The sequence below is a fragment of the Methylobacterium sp. PvR107 genome (assembly GCF_017833295.1).
GTDB lineage: Bacteria > Pseudomonadota > Alphaproteobacteria > Rhizobiales > Beijerinckiaceae > Methylobacterium.
Window position 1 is genome coordinate 1,244,873 of the sequence record NZ_JAFIBW010000001.1, and the last position, 16,968, is coordinate 1,261,840.

17 protein-coding genes, 1 tRNA gene and 1 pseudogene are annotated in these 16,968 nt (G+C 66.4%); 13 read left to right on the top strand and 6 right to left on the bottom strand.

The window, feature by feature from the left end; all coding sequences use genetic code 11:
• Window positions 1-38 precede the first annotated feature (38 nt).
• Both JOE48_RS05740 and JOE48_RS05745 read right to left on the bottom strand, forming a co-directional pair.
• Window positions 39-377 carry a hypothetical protein gene (locus JOE48_RS05740; RefSeq protein WP_210028589.1) on the bottom strand — a complete coding sequence of 113 codons (339 nt, stop codon included), beginning with the start codon at window positions 375-377 and terminating at the stop codon, window positions 39-41.
• 88 nt (window positions 378-465) lie between these two features.
• On the bottom strand, window positions 466-909 hold the full coding sequence (locus tag JOE48_RS05745) for a CHRD domain-containing protein (protein WP_210028591.1): 444 nt from the start codon (window positions 907-909) through the stop codon (window positions 466-468).
• A 261-nt stretch (window positions 910-1,170) separates the two neighbouring features.
• On the opposite strand from JOE48_RS05745, the gene JOE48_RS05750 reads away from it, so the two are divergent.
• A tRNA-Met gene (locus JOE48_RS05750) sits at window positions 1,171-1,247 on the top strand.
• A gap of 204 nt (window positions 1,248-1,451) precedes the next feature.
• On the top strand, window positions 1,452-2,774 hold the full coding sequence (locus tag JOE48_RS05755; RefSeq protein ID WP_210028592.1) for a site-specific integrase: 1,323 nt from the start codon (window positions 1,452-1,454) through the stop codon (window positions 2,772-2,774).
• 60 nt (window positions 2,775-2,834) lie between these two features.
• Here JOE48_RS05755 and JOE48_RS05760 read toward each other — a convergent pair whose 3' ends face one another.
• Complete coding sequence (locus tag JOE48_RS05760) at window positions 2,835-3,059, bottom strand: hypothetical protein (protein ID WP_210028593.1); 225 nt, start codon at window positions 3,057-3,059, stop codon at window positions 2,835-2,837.
• A gap of 337 nt (window positions 3,060-3,396) precedes the next feature.
• Between JOE48_RS05760 and JOE48_RS30765 the strand changes: the two genes are divergently transcribed.
• The 5 genes from JOE48_RS30765 (at window position 3,397) to JOE48_RS05785 (ending at window position 7,489) form a co-directional block, all read left to right on the top strand.
• Window positions 3,397-3,525 (top strand): hypothetical protein, encoded by a 129-nt coding sequence (locus JOE48_RS30765; RefSeq protein WP_280921298.1) that lies wholly within the window; start codon window positions 3,397-3,399, stop codon window positions 3,523-3,525.
• Between the two features lie 100 nt (window positions 3,526-3,625).
• A complete protein-coding gene (istA, locus tag JOE48_RS05770; RefSeq protein ID WP_210025731.1) occupies window positions 3,626-5,125 on the top strand; it encodes an IS21 family transposase in 1,500 nt (499 codons plus the stop codon).
• On the top strand, window positions 5,122-5,964 hold the full coding sequence (gene istB, locus JOE48_RS05775) for an IS21-like element helper ATPase IstB (RefSeq protein ID WP_210025729.1): 843 nt from the start codon (window positions 5,122-5,124) through the stop codon (window positions 5,962-5,964). The genes istA (JOE48_RS05770) and istB (JOE48_RS05775) overlap by 4 nt, the downstream gene beginning before the upstream one ends.
• 124 nt (window positions 5,965-6,088) lie before the next feature.
• On the top strand, window positions 6,089-6,589 hold the full coding sequence (locus JOE48_RS05780) for a hypothetical protein (RefSeq protein ID WP_210028595.1): 501 nt from the start codon (window positions 6,089-6,091) through the stop codon (window positions 6,587-6,589).
• A gap of 423 nt (window positions 6,590-7,012) precedes the next feature.
• On the top strand, window positions 7,013-7,489 hold the full coding sequence (locus JOE48_RS05785; protein ID WP_245252723.1) for a DUF6641 family protein: 477 nt from the start codon (window positions 7,013-7,015) through the stop codon (window positions 7,487-7,489).
• A 157-nt stretch (window positions 7,490-7,646) separates the two neighbouring features.
• Here JOE48_RS05785 and JOE48_RS05790 read toward each other — a convergent pair whose 3' ends face one another.
• Complete coding sequence (locus JOE48_RS05790; protein ID WP_210026721.1) at window positions 7,647-8,867, bottom strand: IS256 family transposase; 1,221 nt, start codon at window positions 8,865-8,867, stop codon at window positions 7,647-7,649.
• Between the two features lie 167 nt (window positions 8,868-9,034).
• Between JOE48_RS05790 and JOE48_RS05795 the strand changes: the two genes are divergently transcribed.
• A complete protein-coding gene (locus tag JOE48_RS05795) occupies window positions 9,035-9,238 on the top strand; it encodes a hypothetical protein (RefSeq protein WP_210028596.1) in 204 nt (67 codons plus the stop codon).
• Window positions 9,239-9,491: 253 nt separating this feature from the next.
• Here JOE48_RS05795 and istB (JOE48_RS05800) read toward each other — a convergent pair whose 3' ends face one another.
• Both istB (JOE48_RS05800) and istA (JOE48_RS05805) read right to left on the bottom strand, forming a co-directional pair.
• Window positions 9,492-10,316 (bottom strand): IS21-like element helper ATPase IstB, encoded by an 825-nt coding sequence (gene istB, locus JOE48_RS05800; RefSeq protein ID WP_053611553.1) that lies wholly within the window; start codon window positions 10,314-10,316, stop codon window positions 9,492-9,494.
• Entirely contained in the window at window positions 10,313-11,797 is a 1,485-nt protein-coding gene (istA, locus tag JOE48_RS05805) for an IS21 family transposase (RefSeq protein WP_409518549.1), read from the bottom strand. Before istA (JOE48_RS05805) ends, istB (JOE48_RS05800) begins: the two co-directional genes overlap by 4 nt.
• A gap of 1,100 nt (window positions 11,798-12,897) precedes the next feature.
• Here istA (JOE48_RS05805) and JOE48_RS05810 point away from each other — a divergent pair.
• From JOE48_RS05810 to JOE48_RS05830, 5 genes and pseudogenes are all read left to right on the top strand, one after another.
• The gene (locus tag JOE48_RS05810) at window positions 12,898-13,884 is read left to right on the top strand and encodes an AraC family transcriptional regulator (protein ID WP_210028599.1); all 987 of its coding nucleotides are present in this window, start codon (window positions 12,898-12,900) and stop codon (window positions 13,882-13,884) included.
• 155 nt (window positions 13,885-14,039) lie between these two features.
• Window positions 14,040-14,795, top strand: coding sequence for an IS6 family transposase (locus tag JOE48_RS05815; protein WP_210028600.1), 756 nt, complete (start codon window positions 14,040-14,042; stop codon window positions 14,793-14,795).
• Window positions 14,796-15,104: 309 nt separating this feature from the next.
• Complete coding sequence (locus JOE48_RS05820) at window positions 15,105-15,332, top strand: hypothetical protein (RefSeq protein ID WP_210028601.1); 228 nt, start codon at window positions 15,105-15,107, stop codon at window positions 15,330-15,332.
• Window positions 15,333-15,411: 79 nt separating this feature from the next.
• Window positions 15,412-15,930 (top strand): Spy/CpxP family protein refolding chaperone, encoded by a 519-nt coding sequence (locus JOE48_RS05825; RefSeq protein WP_210028603.1) that lies wholly within the window; start codon window positions 15,412-15,414, stop codon window positions 15,928-15,930.
• A gap of 185 nt (window positions 15,931-16,115) precedes the next feature.
• Window positions 16,116-16,892, top strand: a pseudogene (locus tag JOE48_RS05830) (DUF4344 domain-containing metallopeptidase).
• Window positions 16,893-16,968 lie beyond the last annotated feature (76 nt).

A 16,968-nucleotide genomic window follows, 5' to 3' on the forward strand; every position in this document is an offset into this window, starting at 1 on the left:
AGCGACGGCGGCGTGAGCGCGGACATGGCGCCGCGTGGTTAATCCTCTTCGGGCGGGTCTTCGAACTCGGCACCTTCCGTGTCGGGGGCGATGCGGAACCGGTACTCGTCGATGGCCAGAAAGGCGCGGTGTGCCACCTGCGGATCGATGCCGTCGCGCACGACCAGGGTCTGGAAATCGATGAACAGCCGGGCGATCCGCGCCTCGTCCGACATCGCGGCGAGCGCCGACGAACCGGCGCCGGCGCGCATCATGTAGCGCTTGGCCTCTCCGGACGCGTCCGGTGCGGGCAGGACGGCGACCTGCCCGGCGGTCTCGGGTTTCAGCTCCGCCCAGCGGACGGGCGTCCAGGCGATGAGGGCCTCAATCTGCTTCATCGGAATCTCCGGCCGGGGGCAGCGAGACCCGCCTACCGGGCGCGCACGCGCGGGTCGAGGCCGTCGGCGCGGCGCCCGCGGCGGAGGATCAGCGGCCGCGCTCGACCTGTCCGCGAAGCTCGCCCTTCGGATTGGCGGCGGTGTGGAGATTGAAATAGAGCCGCCCGGCCTCGAGGTCGGCGGCCTTGGCGTCGTCCAGCGTGGCTTCTCCGGAGAAGGGCGAGCTGGTCGCCGTCACCGGAACGAGCACGCCGGCATTCTCGCCGGCTTTGGCCGGGCCGTGGAAATGCGCAGCGGTCACCGGGCCGGTCAGGCCGCTGTACTTGCCTGTCCAGCTCAGGCGCTTGGACGCCGGATCGAAGGTCGCGGTGACCTCGCCGGTCCCCTTCGACTGCGTTGCCGGGACTTCGCTTTCCCCGGTGAGGGCCGCCCGGTAGGTGGCGCTCCCGCCTGCCGCGAGGGCCGGCGGGACGATGAGCTGGCCCGCGAGGGCCAGGAGGACGGTGAAACGGGTGATGGCGCGAGGGATCATCGGAGGCTCCGATCTGACGGCCCGGCTTGGGGACCGGAGCGTTACATAGCGGCTCCGCCTGAGCCGAACATGGCCCGCGCGCCGGTCGGCCGAAGCGCCGCATGACAGCGCATGCCAGTTCGTCGCCCAAGGGCGGCGGCCGACCGCATTCCGGCTGCGGACGCGCGCGTTTTGCGGACGCAGGACCGTTGACACATCGCGCCCCGCCTCCCTATACCGCCGGCACTGCACGCATCGCCCCTCGGGGCGGGCGCGGCTTGGGGCGGGGTAGCTCAGCTGGTTAGAGCAGAGGAATCATAATCCTTGTGTCGGGGGTTCAAATCCCTCCCTCGCTACCAAAGTTTTCGAAGCCCCGCCAAGCACTTAGCGGGGCTTTTTGTTTGCCTTGCTCTCTGCGGTTTTCGGCTTTAAATCCTAGAACAGCGCTAGCGCAGCCGAAAAAATTATCGTGCGGGCGTAACGGTTTGCTGGGGGCTCAGAAAGCACCCTAGCGCACTTCTAGCGCAGTCCACTGCACCGCAGTAACCGAACAGGGCCGCATCGTGAGCACCCCTGGCAACGTCCAAGCCGAGCGCTACCAGCTGTTCCAGCGCGCCGGCAGCACCAAGTGGCAGGTGCGCTTCAGCATCAAGGGTCAGGGGCAGTTCAAGCGCTCCCTAGACACTGACGACCAGCGAGAGGCTGAGCGCCGCGCCGACGCGATCTGGTACGAGGCCACTTACAGAGCCAAGCAGGGGCTCACAGCCAAGGCGCACACCTTCGAGAGTGTGGCGGAGGCCTACATCGCGCAGATCCTACGCGAGGTGGAACGAGGCGAACGTCGAGCCGACCAGGGCAAGAGCGAGCCCGCCGTGATTCGCCGGTACTTCGTCGGCTACTTCGGCCAGAAGCCCATCGACGCGGTCACCGAGACGGATCTGGAGCGCTACGCGGAATGGCGGCGCACCTATTGGACCGAGGGCCCCGGCAAGCTGATCACGCATATCGATTACGAGCGCGACGGCCACCGCCTGCGCCGGCCCGTACGACGCGCAGCCCCGTCCCTGAGCCGCCAGCGCGGTGAGACTGTGGTTCTGCGGGCGCTGCTACGCTGGGCCTCACGGCAGGGCTACCTGAAGACTCCGCCGGAGATCAGCATCAAGGCGCGACGCTCGCCCGATAACCGGCGGCCGAGCTTCGAGCCGCACGAGTTTGCCAAGCTGGAGGCGGTGAGCCTCAGCCGGTTGGTCGACCCGATCATGGATGGCACCGGCGCCGAAGTGCGGGCCAGCGATCGGCGCAGCTGGCGCATCAAGCGGCTGGATGATCACACCCGGCGCGATCGCACCGTGCTGCACGCGTACGTGATGATCGGTGCGTTCTCGGGTCTGCGCCCCACTGAGATGTACAACCTCACCTGGGGCGACGTGCTGGGCTACCGCGCCGGCCGAGGCAAGAGCGTGGATGATCGAGACATCCGGCTGCAGGTGCGGGGCAAGGGCAAGAGCGGCAAGGCCATCCCGCAGAAGGCGGCGATCCCGTGGTTCGACACCCTGTGGATGCTGTTCGAGCGAAGCATGGGCCGAGAGCCAGCTGATTCGGATCCGGTCTTCGCGAGCGAGACGGGCAAGCGCATTACCTCGGTGGCCAACGGCTTCACCGAATTGGTGAAGGCGGCTGGGCTCGAGCGGGATCACAGGGGCATCAAGCGCACCCCGTACTCGCTGCGACACTTCTACATCAGCGAGCAGCTAGCGAACGGAGCTGAGGTGCTCGACGTGGCGAGGAACTGCCGGACCTCGCTCGCCATGATCGACAAGCACTACGGCCAGGTGCGGCTCGAACGCGTGGTGGATCGCCTTCGGCCAGAGTGGACGCGAGCCTGACCGTAAGCGGCGCAATCTCCGCGGTTATCTGCCAAGCTCATCGGCGCAATCGGCTATCGCCTACGCGACTGCGCCGAGCATGGGCCGGTGGCGCGTCGCCGTCACCCAGGAAGCGCGCTCGAAACGAAGAGTGGCAACCTCTTCGTGCAGAGCCCGGATTTCCGCGTGAAGCTCGCCGGCATCGACCGCCAGCTCGATGCACTGGTCCTGCGACTCGGCGAGCTGGATCCGCAGCTCCGCGACCTCTGCCGCAAGTTCGAGAATGGTCACGTTGGGCGTTTGCACGACGACCTCCGTCTCTGCCTGCCGGCGCTACGCCGGAGCGGGACGAGGGCTTCCGACGCCGCTCCTTAGCGAAATGCTACCGGCTGCCCGCGATTGCCGCGGATTATCTCAATGCCTTCGAAAGGAGCCCGATTCGGCTGTGGACTGCCGCGAAGGCCTCGGCCCGCATCGCTCCATTGACGCCGTCAAATCGTGCACCGGCCTTTGGAGAACGCACGCATATGCTGTGGATGCTGCTGGAGCGGACCTCGCGGCCAAGACCCGCCGCGCGTAACCCTTACTCCGGGCCGCACCGCGTCGGAGCAGCCTGAGAGTATTTTGAGCGGACGAGCGTGGCGTGAGCGATCCTCTCGACAGCATCGCGGGCGTCCTTGAGAGCACGGGTGAGTACCGCGTGCTGCGCCGACTGCAGGCGCTAGCCGATCACCCGGACGCTCCGGACGAGCCCACATTCGTGGGTGTGTAGGGCGGTGACAAAACCATCCACTGGAGCGTCGGCGTCGTGCTGATGCGGGCGGCGTAAAAGCCGGCCAGTGGAGAAGCTTCTCTTTCGAGAGGAGCTGGGGATGTTTGCCGTGGAAGTCTACGCGGCCGTTCGGCAGTTCGTGTTTATCGAGGGCAACTCTCGGCGTGAGGCGGCTCGAGTGTTCGGGCTGAGCCGAGAGACGATCGCCAAGATGTGCCGGTTCTCCCTGCCGCCGGGCTATACGCGCTCGAAGCCGGTCGAGAAGCCGAAGCTTGGGCCTCTTCTGCCGGTGATCACGGCCATCCTGGAAACGGACCGAAGCGCGCCGATCAAGCAGCGGCACACGGCCAAGCGGATCTTCGAGCGTTTACGCGACGAGCACGGCTATGCCGGCGGCTACACGGTGGTGAAGGACCACGTGCGGATCTGCCGATCGCAGGGGCGGGAGACCTTCGTGCCGCTGGCCCACCCGCCTGGCCATGCCCAGGTTGACTTCGGCGAGGCGGTGGCCACGATCGGCGGCGTGCGTCGCAAGATCCATTTCTTCTGCATGGACCTGCCGCACTCCGACGCCTGCTTCGTGAAGGCATATCCGCGGGAGACCACCGAGGCGTTCCTCGACGGGCACGTCGCCGCCTTCGCCTTCTTCACGGGCGTGCCGCTGTCGATCCTGTACGACAACACGAAGATCGCGGTCGCCAAGATCTGCGGTGACGGGCAGCGCGAGCGCACGCGCGCCTTCACCGAGTTGGTGAGCCACTACCTGTTCCGCGACCGCTTCGGCCGTCCGGGCAGGGGCAACGACAAGGGCAAAGTCGAAGGGCTGGTCAAGTTCGCCCGGTCCAACTTCATGACCCCGGCTCCGGAGGCAGCTTCGTTCGAGGCGCTGAACGCTGATCTGGAGCGACGCTGCCGAGTCCGGCAGGATGAGTGTGCCGGTCGGTCTGCCGAGCTCATCGGTACGCGGCTCGTGGCCGACCGTGCGGTCCTGCGCGCCCTGCCGGCGGTCCCGCTGGAGCCGTGCGAGAAGCGGGCTGGTCGTGTCTCCTCGACCGCGCTGGTGCGCTATCACGGCAACGACTACTCGGTGCCCACCGCCTACGGCTTCCGGGACGTGCTGGTGAAGGGCTTCGTCGACGAGGTCGTGATCCTGTGCGGCGGGATCGAGATCGCCCGGCACGAACGCAGCTACGGCACCGGCGTGTTCGTCTCCGAGCCGCTGCACTACCTCGCGCTGATCGAGACCAAGCCGAACGCCCTCGACCAAGCGGCGGCCCTCCAGGACTGGGATCTGCCCGAGGCGTTCCAGCACCTGCGCCATCTCCTGGAGGCGCGCATGGGCAACCGGGGCAAGCGCGAGTTCATCCAGGTGCTGCGCCTGATGGAGGCGATGCCCAAGGACGTGGTGGCCGCAGCCGTCGCGGAGGCGATCCGGCTCGGGGCGATCGGCTTCGATGCGGTCAAGCTGATTGCGCTGGCCCGACTCGAGCACCGACCGCCCCGGCTCGACCTGGCAGCCTATCCGCACCTGCCCAGAACCACGGTGCGGACCACCGTGGCTGCCGACTATGCCGTGCTGGTGCCGGAGGTGGCCGCATGAGCCTGGCGCGCGACGAGACCACGCCGGGCGTCCTGCTGGCTCACCACCTCAAGCAGCTCAAGCTGCCCACGGTGCTGCGCGAGTACGACAAGGTTGCCCGCGAGTGCGCTCAGAGCGGCCTGGACCACTCGCGCTACCTGTTGCGGCTGGTTGAACTGGAGCTGATCGACCGTGAGCGGCGCATGGTCGAGCGCCGCATCCGGGCGGCGCGCTTCCCGGCGGTGAAGAGCCTCGACACGTTCGACTTTGCCGCGATCCCGAGCCTGAACAAGATGCTCGTGCTGGAACTGGCCCGCTGTGGCTACATCCTCGGCCGGGAGAACGTCATCGCACTTGGCAACTCGGGCACTGGCAAGACCCACATCGCCTTGGCTCTCGGCTTGGCGGCTTGCCAGAAGGGCTTCTCGGTCACGTTCACCACCGCGGCCTCGCTGGTCAACCAACTCCTGGAGGCGCGCGACGAGCGTCGTCTGCTCCGGCTTCAGCGCGAACTAGCCGCGGTCAAGCTCCTGATCGTCGACGAACTCGGCTACGTGCCGCTGTCGTCGACGGGGGCGGAGTTGCTGTTTGAGGTCTTCTCGCAGCGCTACGAGCGTGGCTCGACCGTGGTGACCTCGAACCTCCCGTTTGAGGACTGGACGTCAGTTCTGGGCTCGGAACGGCTCACGGGCGCGCTGCTCGACCGGCTGACCCACCACGTCAGCATCCTGAGCCTGAACGGCAACAGCTACCGCCTCAAAACTTCCCGCAGCCGGCGCGGCCGGGCCGAAGGGGCGGAGCAAAACCAGGCCACCGCCGATCCTCACGACCCCGAGACGGGCGAGATCCCGCCGGCCTGACCCTTACGATCGGCGACGAACGAAGAAGGGGCCCGATCGGGCCCCTTCTTCGTTCGAGCTGCACGTTGCCAGTGGCCTGATTTTGCTCCGACACGGCGGCCTGGAATTGGTCCGCCCTTTACATATGGGCAGCAACGACGTGGTGAATATCCGTCAGAACGCCACCTTCATTGGGTGCAGCAACCGCGAAATCGAGCAACTGATCAGGGATGAAACCGGCAACAGGCGCTTCGCAGCGCTGCGCTTTACAAGTACGCCCGATCACTCAACCATCAATGCCATCGACGCGCAGGTGTTGTGGCAGAGCGTGGACGAGCGTGCCGAGGACCCGATGAAGCCCTTCAAGGCGGTACTCAAGGCCAAGCAAGCGGCATGGCGCGAGCGCAGTCAGGTGGAGCAGTGGCTGGATCAGCACAAGGTTCCCACCAGCCGCGAGGGCATCAATCAGCCGGCTGCGGACCTGTACAAGGACTACTCGCAATGGGCCGACACGTTTTTCAGAGGTCAAATCTGGACCTACAACGTGTGGAGCAAGGAATTTAAGCGCGTGATCAACAACAACCCGGATCTGGGTTGGCGTGCGTCGCGTCGCGCTAAGGGCAGCGGTTACATTTACAGCGGCTGACGGCACAGGCAGTGTAGGCGGATTTCGCTCCCTACACTGCCTACACGGCCAAAAGTTGAACCGGACGGCCGTAAGTTATTGATTTCGAATGTAAAAATCTGGGATGTAAGCAGTGTATAGAGTGTATGGACAATTATTAGATAGAATATTTCTGCTTCCATTTGTTCTATAAAGCGGAAATGCAGCAAAAATGCTTACATCGCCTACACGACCTACACACACTGAAATAGCGGCCCTGCGCATGCGCTCCGGTAAATACCGGATACGTACATGCCCCACGTACATTTATTGCGTGCGTTGCCACTCGATTATAAATTCAAAAACACCTCAGCGTTCTGATATCCTACATATCCTCGAAGGTCTTCGGTTGAACGGCAGAACGACGGCTGTACCGTCCCGGACATGAGAGCTAACCGAGCTCACATGAAGGAGATGCAGATGTCCGTGCTGAAGACCCTCAAGCTGAGTGCTGCCGCGCCCGCCGCTTCGGCCAATGATCCCCTCTCTCGTGCGCGCGAGAAGCTGCTGGGTCAGCTGGCCGAGCAGAAGGACATGGTGAGCGCTACTCTTGAGGGCCGGCTGTACGAGCCGCCCAAGGTGGCAGCCATCCGCAAGAATGCTGCAGGCGAGCGCGTGCGGGTCGAGGTGCCTCGGCGTGTGCGCAAGGGCTGGTTCCAGGATGAGGCCGGCACGGTCCACTTCATGATGCGGGTCGGCGGCCGCCCTCTAGATCTTCAGCCGGGCAAGGCGGCGATCAGCATCGGCAGCCTCGATAAGCTGCCCGGCACTCTTGACGCGCTGATCAGCGCAGTGCGTGCGGGTGAGCTGGATCCGCAGATCAAGGAAGCCGCAGCGGCTCGCGGGCTGATGATGGCCGAGCGCCGGAAGAAGGCCGCCTGAGCGGCTGGCTATGTGAATGGCGTAAGGCGTGACCGCCGTACGCCGCCAGCGGCCGAGTGCTCGCACTTGTTTGTACGAACAAACTTCTTCGCAGCGGGATCGCCAGCGAACCGCACGGGACTGTCAGGAATTCCGTGTGCGGGCGGCGGATTGAACATCAGGCCGCCATGGCCCGGGTGAAGCGCTCGCCGAAGATGACGGCGAACTGCGCCTTGGCCATGACCCACTCACGCGGGCCCATCTTCCACGCCTTTTCGGAGCGGTTCAAGACCAGGTAGAGCAGCTTCAGCGCGGCCTCGTCGGTCGGGAAGTGCCCGCGGGCGCGCACAGCCCGGCGCAGCGTGGCGTTCAGAGCCTCGATGGCATTGGTGGTGTAGAGGATCCGCCGCACCTCGCCGGGGAAGGCGTAGAACGGGATCACCTCGCCCCACGCCCGTCGCCAGCTCTGGGCGATGGCCGGGTAGCGCCGGCCCCACTCACTCGCCTCGAAGGCCGCCAGCGCCGCCTCGCCGGCTGCGGCATCGAGCGCGCGGTAGATGTCCTTCAGCGCCCCCGCCACGGCCTTGCGGTCCTTGTAGGAGACGAAGTCGAGGCTGTGGCGCAGCAGGTGCACGATGCAGGTCTGGACCAGCGCCTCGGGGAACACCGCCCGGATCGCGTCGGGGAAGCCCTTCAAGCCATCGACCACGGCCAGGAGCACGTCCTCGACGCCGCGGTTCCTCAGCTCGTTCATGACCCGCAACCAGAACTTGGCGCCCTCGTTCTGCTCCAGCCACAGGCCGAGGATCTCCTTGGAGCCGTCGGCGCGCACGCCCAGCGCGATGTGGACGGCCTTGTTCCGAACGACGCCCTCGTCGCGCACCTTGATCCGCAGAGCGTCGAAGAACACGATCGGATAGACCGGCTCCAGCGGCCGGGCCTGCCAGGCGGCGACCTCCTCCAGGACCGCGTCGGTCACCGCGCTGATCAGGTCGGGTGAGACCTCGATGCCGTAGAGCTCGCGCAGGTGCGCGACGATCTCCCGGGTGCTCATGCCGCGGGCGTACATCGACACGATCTTGTCGTCGAAGCCGGGAAAGCGGCGCTGATACCGGGCGATCAGCTGCGGATCGAACGTCGCCTGCCGGTCGCGCGGGATCGCCAGCTCAATCCGGCCTGTCTCGGTCGTGACCGTCTTGCGGCCATAGCCGTTGCGCGTGTTGCCGGCGTCCTCGCCCGCCAGATGGTGGTCCATCTCGGCGTTGAGCGCCCGCTCGGCCAGGGCCTTCTTCAGCTCGTCCAGCAGGCCATCGGCCTCGAAGGCCGTCTTGGGATCGGCCCCAGCCAGGAGCTGGTCCAGGATCGCGTCAGGGATACGGGGTGCTTTGCGTCGTGCCATCGGGAACCTCCATCGGATCCACTATGGCCGCCCGAACACGAAATTCCTGACAGTCCCAACCGCACGGCCATCGAGCACTGCGCAGAGCAGCGCCCAGCCATTCACTCTGACGAGCAGCGCCGCGGCTCCTGCAGAGCCGCTTTGCCATGCCTCAAACGGAGAACCACATGAGCCGCGAGACGATCAAGGACCGCTATCAACGGACCTTGGGATATATCATCACGGAGAACAGCGGACGGCAGAAGGCGTTGGATGCGGCGCAGAGGACGCTCGGTTACTACTACCCGGGGCAGGACGTGACCAAGAATGTCGGCCAGCGCACGATTGCACACGGCAACGTGCTGGCGTCGCTCATCTACGACGCAGACTGAACGGCCGCAGGGGAGCCGCTCACAAAGCTCCGGGTCCTGCAAGTGCCAGCAAGGGCCCAGGATGCCCTAGGACAAGCGCCGTGAGTGGGCGCACTACAGAGAAGCTGCCGACGGCAGGTCAACTGTAGCGCGGCGATCTGGATGAGATGTCAGCGACAATCAGGATGAGTGACCGGTGTCGCGGCGGGTTGATGATGAGCGGGTCGATCGACCGGCGCAAGGTGGCGTCGGGTCAGGTTCGTGTCGCGGAGCGTCACGCATCGGCAGTTTTGATTGTCGCGCGAGTTGGCGGTCGACCAGGACCGCGTTTCCGATCCAGGGCCGTGCGACGCCGGTAGCTCTCGACGTTCATCTCGAAGATGGTGGCATGGTGCACCAGCCGGTCGACGGCAGCGAGCGTCATGGCCGGATCGGGGAAGATCCGACCCCACTCGCCGAAGGGCTGGTTGGCGGTGATCATCAGGGAGCGGCGCTCGTAGCGGGCGCTGATCAGCTCGAACAGCACGCTCGTTTCGGCTTGGTCCTTGGTGACGTAGGCGAGGTCGTCGAGGATCAGCAGGTCGAAGCGGTCGAGCCGGCCGATGGCCGCCTCCAGGCCGAGGTCGCGCCGGGCGACCTGCAGCTTCTGGACGAGGTCGGTGGTGCGGGTGAACAGCACCTTGAAGCCGGCCTCGACGAGAGCGAGCCCGATCGCGGCGGCGAGATGGCTCTTCCCACCGCCAGGTGGACCGAACAGGAGCAGGTTGGCCCCCTGCGCCAGCCAAGCGTCGCCGGCGGCGACCGCCATGACCTGAGCCTTCGAGAGCATCGGCACGGCGGCGAAGTCGAAGCCATCGAGCGTCTTGCCGGGTGGCAGGCGCGCCTCGGCGAGATGACGCTCGATGCGTCGTCTGTCGCGCTCGGCCAACTCGTGCTCGGCCAGCGCCGCGAGGAAGCGGGCGGCAGGCCAGCCCTCCTTGTCGGCCTGTTCGGCAAAGCGGGGCCAGACGGTCTTGATGGTCGGCAGGCGCAGCTCACCGAGCATGATCCCGAGCCGGGCGGTGTCGACCGCGGTGGTGGTGCGGGCCAGGGCCTTCATGCCGCCCCTCCCGTCGTGACGCCGTCGAGGAGGCTCTCGTAGCTCGCCAGCGAGCCGAGGGCGACGTTGACGTGAGGGATGGTAGCCGGATCGGGTGCGAAGCGGGCACGCAGGACGGCTAGATCGGGCAGGCGCTTGGCGGCCAGTTCGACGGCCAGGCATTCGGCGAGTTCGGCCTCGCAGCCGCGGTCATGGGCCAGCGCAAGTAAATCGACGGCGATGCGGCAGGCCTGCCGTTCCGGAAGCGCGGCGCGCAGGGACTCAAAGGCGTGCCGGTAGGGTGCCCGCGGGAAGAGCCGGTCGCGGTAGACGAGGTTGAGCAGCGCCATCGGCTTGCGCCGGAGGGCGTGGATGACGTGGTGGTAGTCGACGACCTGATCGTGCCGTCCGTCCGGATGAGCCCGCCCCCGCGGCAGGGTGAAGAGGTGGGATCCGCCGACGAAGACGTCGAGGCGGTCGTCGTAGAGGCGCACGCGCAGGGTGTGGCCGATCAGGCGCGAGGGCACGGTGTAGAACACCTTGCGCAGGCGGAACCCGCCGGCCGAGGAGACGCGCACGCTGACCTGCTCGTAGTCGCACGAGCGCCGCTCGGGCAGCCGCGCCAGGACAGCCCGCTCGCTGTCGATGCGCTTAGCTTGGCGGGCGTTGCGGCGTCCGACGAGCTCGTCGACGAAGGTGCGGTAGGCGGTCAGGTCGGGGAAGTTGGTGCTGGTGCGCAGCAGGAGCGCATCGGCGAGGGCCCGCTTGAGGTGGCCGTGCGGGCCCTCCACCGAACCGTTCTCGTGGGCGAGGCCGGCGTTGTTGCGGGTGGGCGTCATGCCGTAGTGGGCGCACAGGGCCTCGTAGCGGCGGGTGAGATCCTCCTGGGCGGCCTCGTCGAGGTTGCGGAAGGCGGCCGAGAGGCTGTCGGTGCGGTGCTCGCGCGGCACGCCGCCGAGAGACCAGAGGGCATTCTGCAGCCCTTCGGCGAGCGCCACGAAGCTCTCGCCGCCGAGCACGACGTGGGCGTGCTCGAAGCCGGAGTAGGCGAGCCGGAAGTGGTAGAGCCGATGGTCGAGGCGCAGCCCAGCGATGCTGACGCCGAGATCGGCCATGTCGGTAAAGTCCGACAGTCCCATCCGCCCGGGCTCGTGGGTCTGACGAAAGATGACGTCCTGGTCGGCTCCGTGCACGGCGCGCCAAGCCCGGATACGCCGCTCCAGTGTCCGTCGGACCCCTTCACCGAGATCGGGATGACGGCGCAGGATCTCCTCGAAGACGGCCACCGGCCTCAGGCCGGGCGCGGCTTCGAGCAATGGCACGATCTCGGCCTCGAACACCTCGGCGAGGGGATCGGGCCGACGCCGTCCGCGCGGGGTCTTCTTAGCCGAGGGCAGACGCGGATCGGCGGCAATGCGATGGCCGGTGGCGGGACTGAAGGCGGCCTTGGCGGCGGCCGCAGCGACGCTGTCGCTCTGACGGAACTGCATGAAGAGCCTCATCTGGTGATCGGTCACGTGGCGGCCGGGCACGGGCAGGCTCCTCAAACTGAGGACGACCCGCAGCTGGCCCGGTGGCCGCGATCACCAGACGACGTGCCCCTGAAGGTCACGCCGACGCCGATCCGATGCCTCCGGTCGGGCTCTGCCCTCCTTGCGTCATCAGATCGGCGGTTCCTCTCATCTTGATTGACGCGCTGGTCTCATCCTGATTGCCGCGCTGCAGGTCAACGGCGCTGATGCTTCTGAGAGCTGCTCGTAGGGCAGTCGGCCGGGGAGCGCCCCTCGCCCTTTCGAAGCCGAAACGCGATTGGCCGGGCTTCGCACCCGGCCACCGTCGTGAGCTACAAACTTTTAAATTTTAAAGGTTTTAAGCCGTCCGCCTGCGCACCCGCCCACGCAGCACGGGAAACCGCGTCCAGTGCTTTGCTTCACCATGCAGCAGCGAGGCTACCCACATCTCACCGGCAACCCAGCCAATCACCACGCCGTAGAGCAGCGCCATGGGCAGCGAAAAGCCCCAGTGCTCCGTAGAAGCGACCACGCACAGAGCGGTGGCGTCGTGATGGCCTCCTGCTCCACGCGGCTGATCTGCGCGTCTGTGGGGATCGGGGCCTCGCCCTGTGCGACGCAGTCGCGCGGTTCTGCCCGTGAAGGGCTCCCGAAGGTCCCGAACGGTAGGGCCAGCGCCATCAAGATGAATGGCATGCGTGGGGTCTTCCCCGACGGCTCCCAAGCGAAACTCACCAGCGCCGGCGCCGGCATGGAGAAGACTTGGTCGAACTGCTTGATTTACTGGGCCAGGAGCAGGACCTCTCAGCTCACTGACTTACCAGCACGCGGGAACCTCGGAAGCGCTTCGATCATCGGCCGTTTCTTCACGTCCGGCAGCCTGAACGGTCCATTAGATCAAGCAGCCGTCGGAGCATGAGCTACGGTCGATCTCACGTGACGGCGGTGTTCGCCATCGCGCGGGAGCTCCGATGCGCGCCCGCAAACCTAAAGGGCCGCCATCCAGGCGGACAAGGCAGCCCCCGGTCGCCGGTACGCCCCCGCCGGTAGTCGTTCACGCCCGCGTGCCCCGCGAAAGAGGCGCTGTCGACATGCTGCGCATCGGCATCGCTGAGGCAATCGCTGCCGTCCTACCGAACCTTGGCGTTGATCTGGACGACGAGATCCGCTCAGCCAGCCAGGCTGTTGGTGAGAACGACGCTCCTTCGCGAGCGCTCCCGGAGCTTAGCAGACTGATCAGTCTCTGCGTCGCCCGGACGAATTGTCCGCACTTCGGGCTTCTGGTCGGCCAGCGAGACATGTTCGCCTCGCTCGGGCTAATGGGCGCCCTCATGCCCCAGTCGTCGACCGTTGGTCAGATCCTGACGAAGCTTGTGTGTAATCTGCACAGTGAGGACGCCACCACCGTGCCCATGCTGACCCAGCACGGCGAGACCGCGCGCTTGAGCTACGCCATTGACCGATATGGCATCGAGAGTGCGGACCAGATCACCGACGGTGCGTTGGCGACCGGCGTAAACATCCTGCGTATGCTGCGCGGATTCGAGTGGTCGCCGAGCGAGGTCCTGCTCCCGCATCCCCCTCCGACCGACCTGGGGCCGTTCGCCCGTTTCTTTCGCGCACCCATCCGCTTCGACGCGGGCACGGCGGGCTTGGTCTTTCCGGCAAGTTGCCTTGAGCAACAGATTGTGGCGGAGGCCGTGTTGCGCCGCCTGTTCGCAGATCGCCTCGGGCCGCCGACCGCCGTCGCGGCGGACAGCTTTGGGGAGGAGGTCCGGCGCGTCCTCCGGGCGCGTCTTCCCAGCGATGGTTGTTCGGCCAAGGCAATTGCACCCCTGTTCTCGATGCATCGCCGGACGTTGAGCCGCCATCTCCGGCGCGAAGGTCTCTCCTTCAGCACGTTGGTCAATGAGATCCGCTTCGAGATCGCTCGCCGGCTGCTGACCCAAACCGACATGACCTTCACGCAGGTAGCGCGCGTGCTCGGGTTTGCCGAGATCAGCGTATTTACCCGGGCTTTCCGGCGGTGGTCCGGGCAGACCCCTACCGCCTGGCGTGCAGCGCATCGGCCCGGCTGAGCCAGAGGCATTACGCGAGGCAGCCGCGCAGGCGAGATCTGAGCGAGTCAGGACCGTACGTGATCCATTAGGGGTTGTTGCAAACGCGAATGCCGGGCGTTCACGGGTCGTTAGCCGCAGCCGCCCAGCTTCGCGCTCCGCTTCGGAGCCGGCCTTTGAGCCTCAACGCGCTCGCCCTCAAGCTGAAGCGAGAAGCCCGGGACGACTTTAAGGGCCGGCACTCCGAGGCCAGCCTCGTCGTCCAGGCGGTCTCTTGGTACCTGCGCGACGCCCTGAGCTACCGCGGCATCGAGGAGATGCTCCTGGAGCGCGGCCTCACAGCCGACCACTCCACCATCAACCGGTGGGTGCTGGCCTTCGCCCCCGCCATCGAGCGCCGCCTGCGCCGGTTCCGCAAACCGCATCGCGGGTCGGTGCGCGTCGATGAGCCCTGCATTCGCGTCCGCGGACGGTGGCACTACCTCTACCGCGCGAGCGGCAAGCACGCCGAGGCGGCCGGCTTCCTGCTCACGGCCAACCGCGATCTGGACGCCGTCAAGCGATTCTTCTGCAAGATGCTGCAGGATCAGCCGCGGCTCGCGCCGGATCGCATTTGCACAGATGGCGCTGGCCCGTACCCATCAGCCATAGCCGAGAGCCGCAAGGGGGGGCTGCCCCCGCACACCTACCTACTACGTCGCCAAGCACCTGCAGCAGGGCATCGAGAGCGACCACTTTCCGGGTCAAACGCCCCACGCCGCGAGGCGGTGGCTTGCGCTCGTTCGTTCCACGTGGCGCGGCGTACGATCCAGGGCTTCGCGGCCATGCTGTGGCCGCAAAAGGGCTCTGAGTTCTCGAGCGCGTGGATGGCCTGCGAGCACAACCAGCTGCTCGCCTACTGCTTCGGACTTCCCGTCACGAACCAAAAATGAAAGCGGAGCGGCAGAGGCACTTCTGTGTCCCAACTCCGAGTTTGCGACGCGCCCGGGGCTCGCGCCCGCAGCCGCAAATTCCCGTGGCAAAGACCCTGTTGATCAAGCAGGCCGTCCGGAACAGTGATCTATCTCCAGAACGGCTGCGGTCCCGGGCCAGGTGAAGCTTGGCTCTCGTCACGCCCGCAGCGCGGCAGACCCCGTGCCATGGGCGAATGATCCCGCCTCGCCCGCGCCATGACTGGCCCGAGACCGATCACGACCAACGAGTACCTGGGGCGATACAGGGCTGAACCGAGGGAGATGACCATGCTGTGCCGTCATGTGTCCGGATTGTGCGTTCTCGCCGCGCTGACTTTCGTCCCGCTGGGCGGCGCACAGGCCGCCCCCTTGAGCTATCTCCGACCCGCGGTCGATGCGGCTGCGGTGTCCGATGGGCTGGTCATCAAGACCGTGACGGCGGTCGGGATGGCGCATCGCTCGGCCCGCAGGACCGCCCGGCGCGTCCACCGGCGCCACGGATATCATCACTACTAGCCTCGTCCGTTGGATCAGACAGCAAGTCTGACGCCACGCTGTTGTTCATCAGCAAATTTTTCGCCGATGGGAGGTCAATATGCAGAAGCGCTTGATTGCCATGGCTGCCGTCTTCGTGCTCGCCGGAGGCCCGTTGGCCCTGGCGGAGGACGTGTCCCGTACCGGCGCGCTCGGTGAGACTGGAAAGCTGACCCAGACGGACTTCAAGGCCCTGACCGATGCCCGGATCGGGGTGGTGAAGGCCGCCCTCCAGCTCACGCCCGACCAGCAGAAGTACTGGCCGGCCATCGAGGAGGCCATCCGCACGCGCGCCGATGCGCGCTACACCCGGCTGTCCAACCTGCAGGGACGGGCCGCTGCCCAGCGCGCCGACCCCGACCCGCTCCGGCTTATGCGCGAGCGGGCCGAGATCATGGACGAGCGCGCCAACGGGCTCAAGAAGCTCGCGGATGCCTGGCAGCCGCTCTACCAGACCCTCTCTCCAGATCAGAAGAGCCGGATGCGCGTGGTCGTCACCCGGGTCATCGGGGGATTGCGGGACGCCGCAGAGAATCGCCGCAAGGAGCTCATGGACGATGACGACGACGACGAGGGCTGAGTGAGGATTCGCCTCACCCGCCTCCAGGGCGGGTGAGGCGACGTAGACGGTGACCGAGAGCAGGGGCGCGGGTCCCGCCAGGGCTGTCCGCGCTGTCCGATGTTGCCGACGCCCCGACGCCCCGAAGCCCTGGAGGCGGGACGATGCCACGGCCGCTTGCCCTCGCCGGGTTAGCCTTCACCCTGATGATCAGCGCCTCCCGGGCCGATACGGGCAGCCCGATCCGGACCGTCTACCAGGTTCCGAAGACCGCGCAGGCACAGGAGATATACCGGGAAATGCGCGCACGCCGCGTCCTTGAGGGCTTGCGCGAGATCGTCGGTATGGTCCGGCTGCCGCGGGCCATGACCTTGCGCCTGTCCGAGTGCGACGGCGAGAGCAACGCCTGGTACGAGCCCAAGACCCGCTCGGTCACGGTCTGCTACGAATACATCTAGGATGTGCGCGATCGGGCGCGCAGGGCCCCGTCCCTCGGCGGCCTGTCGCTTCACGATGCCGTTTCCGGCCCAGTCGCGCAGGTCTTCCTGCACGAGACCGGGCATGCCCTGTTCGACCTGCTGGACGTACCTGTGCTCGGCCGCGAGGAGGACGCCGCCGACCAGTTCGCCGCGCTCGTCCTGCTCCGCCTGAAGCCGGCCCAGGCCCGGCAGATCATCGCGGGCAGCTCCATCCTGTTCACGAGCTACGGCGCGGAGGACAAGCAGGAGAAAGCCACCTACGCCGATGATCACGGGCTGTTTTACCAGCGCCTATACAACCTGCTCTGCCTCGCATACGGCTCGGACCGGCGCGCCTTCGGCTACCTGGTCGAGCGCGGCGACCTGCCTAAGGAGCGGGCAGAGAACTGCAGGGGTGAGTACGGCCTGGCGGTGCATGCCACGGACAGGCTGTTTCGCAATCATCTCCGGGGTGGCCAGATGGGGCGCGAACGGATACGGCGGGGGTTTCGCTGGGTCTACTGAGCGCGGACGCGCAGCCCAGGCCAGACTTCCTCCGGGACCGCTTCTGGCCACGGCCCGGCGTCTCGGTTGGCCGGTT

Excerpts from the sequence above, each read along its gene's own strand:
- JOE48_RS05740 (WP_210028589.1), bottom strand. The coding sequence starts at position 377 with ATGAAGCAGATTGAGGCCCTCATCGCCTGGACGCCCGTCCGCTGGGCG.
- JOE48_RS05745 (WP_210028591.1), bottom strand. The coding sequence starts at position 909 with ATGATCCCTCGCGCCATCACCCGTTTCACCGTCCTCCTGGCCCTCGCG.
- istA (WP_210025731.1), top strand. The coding sequence starts at position 3,626 with ATGTTTGCCGTGGAAGTCTACGCGGCCGTTCGGCAGTTCGTGTTTATC.
- istB (WP_210025729.1), top strand. The coding sequence starts at position 5,122 with ATGAGCCTGGCGCGCGACGAGACCACGCCGGGCGTCCTGCTGGCTCAC.
- JOE48_RS05780 (WP_210028595.1), top strand. The coding sequence starts at position 6,089 with ATGGGCAGCAACGACGTGGTGAATATCCGTCAGAACGCCACCTTCATT.
- JOE48_RS05785 (WP_245252723.1), top strand. The coding sequence starts at position 7,013 with ATGAAGGAGATGCAGATGTCCGTGCTGAAGACCCTCAAGCTGAGTGCT.
- JOE48_RS05790 (WP_210026721.1), bottom strand. The coding sequence starts at position 8,867 with ATGGCACGACGCAAAGCACCCCGTATCCCTGACGCGATCCTGGACCAG.
- JOE48_RS05795 (WP_210028596.1), top strand. The coding sequence starts at position 9,035 with ATGAGCCGCGAGACGATCAAGGACCGCTATCAACGGACCTTGGGATAT.
- istB (WP_053611553.1), bottom strand. The coding sequence starts at position 10,316 with ATGAAGGCCCTGGCCCGCACCACCACCGCGGTCGACACCGCCCGGCTC.
- istA (WP_409518549.1), bottom strand. The coding sequence starts at position 11,797 with ATGAGGCTCTTCATGCAGTTCCGTCAGAGCGACAGCGTCGCTGCGGCC.
- JOE48_RS05810 (WP_210028599.1), top strand. The coding sequence starts at position 12,898 with ATGCTGCGCATCGGCATCGCTGAGGCAATCGCTGCCGTCCTACCGAAC.
- JOE48_RS05820 (WP_210028601.1), top strand. The coding sequence starts at position 15,105 with ATGCTGTGCCGTCATGTGTCCGGATTGTGCGTTCTCGCCGCGCTGACT.
- JOE48_RS05825 (WP_210028603.1), top strand. The coding sequence starts at position 15,412 with ATGCAGAAGCGCTTGATTGCCATGGCTGCCGTCTTCGTGCTCGCCGGA.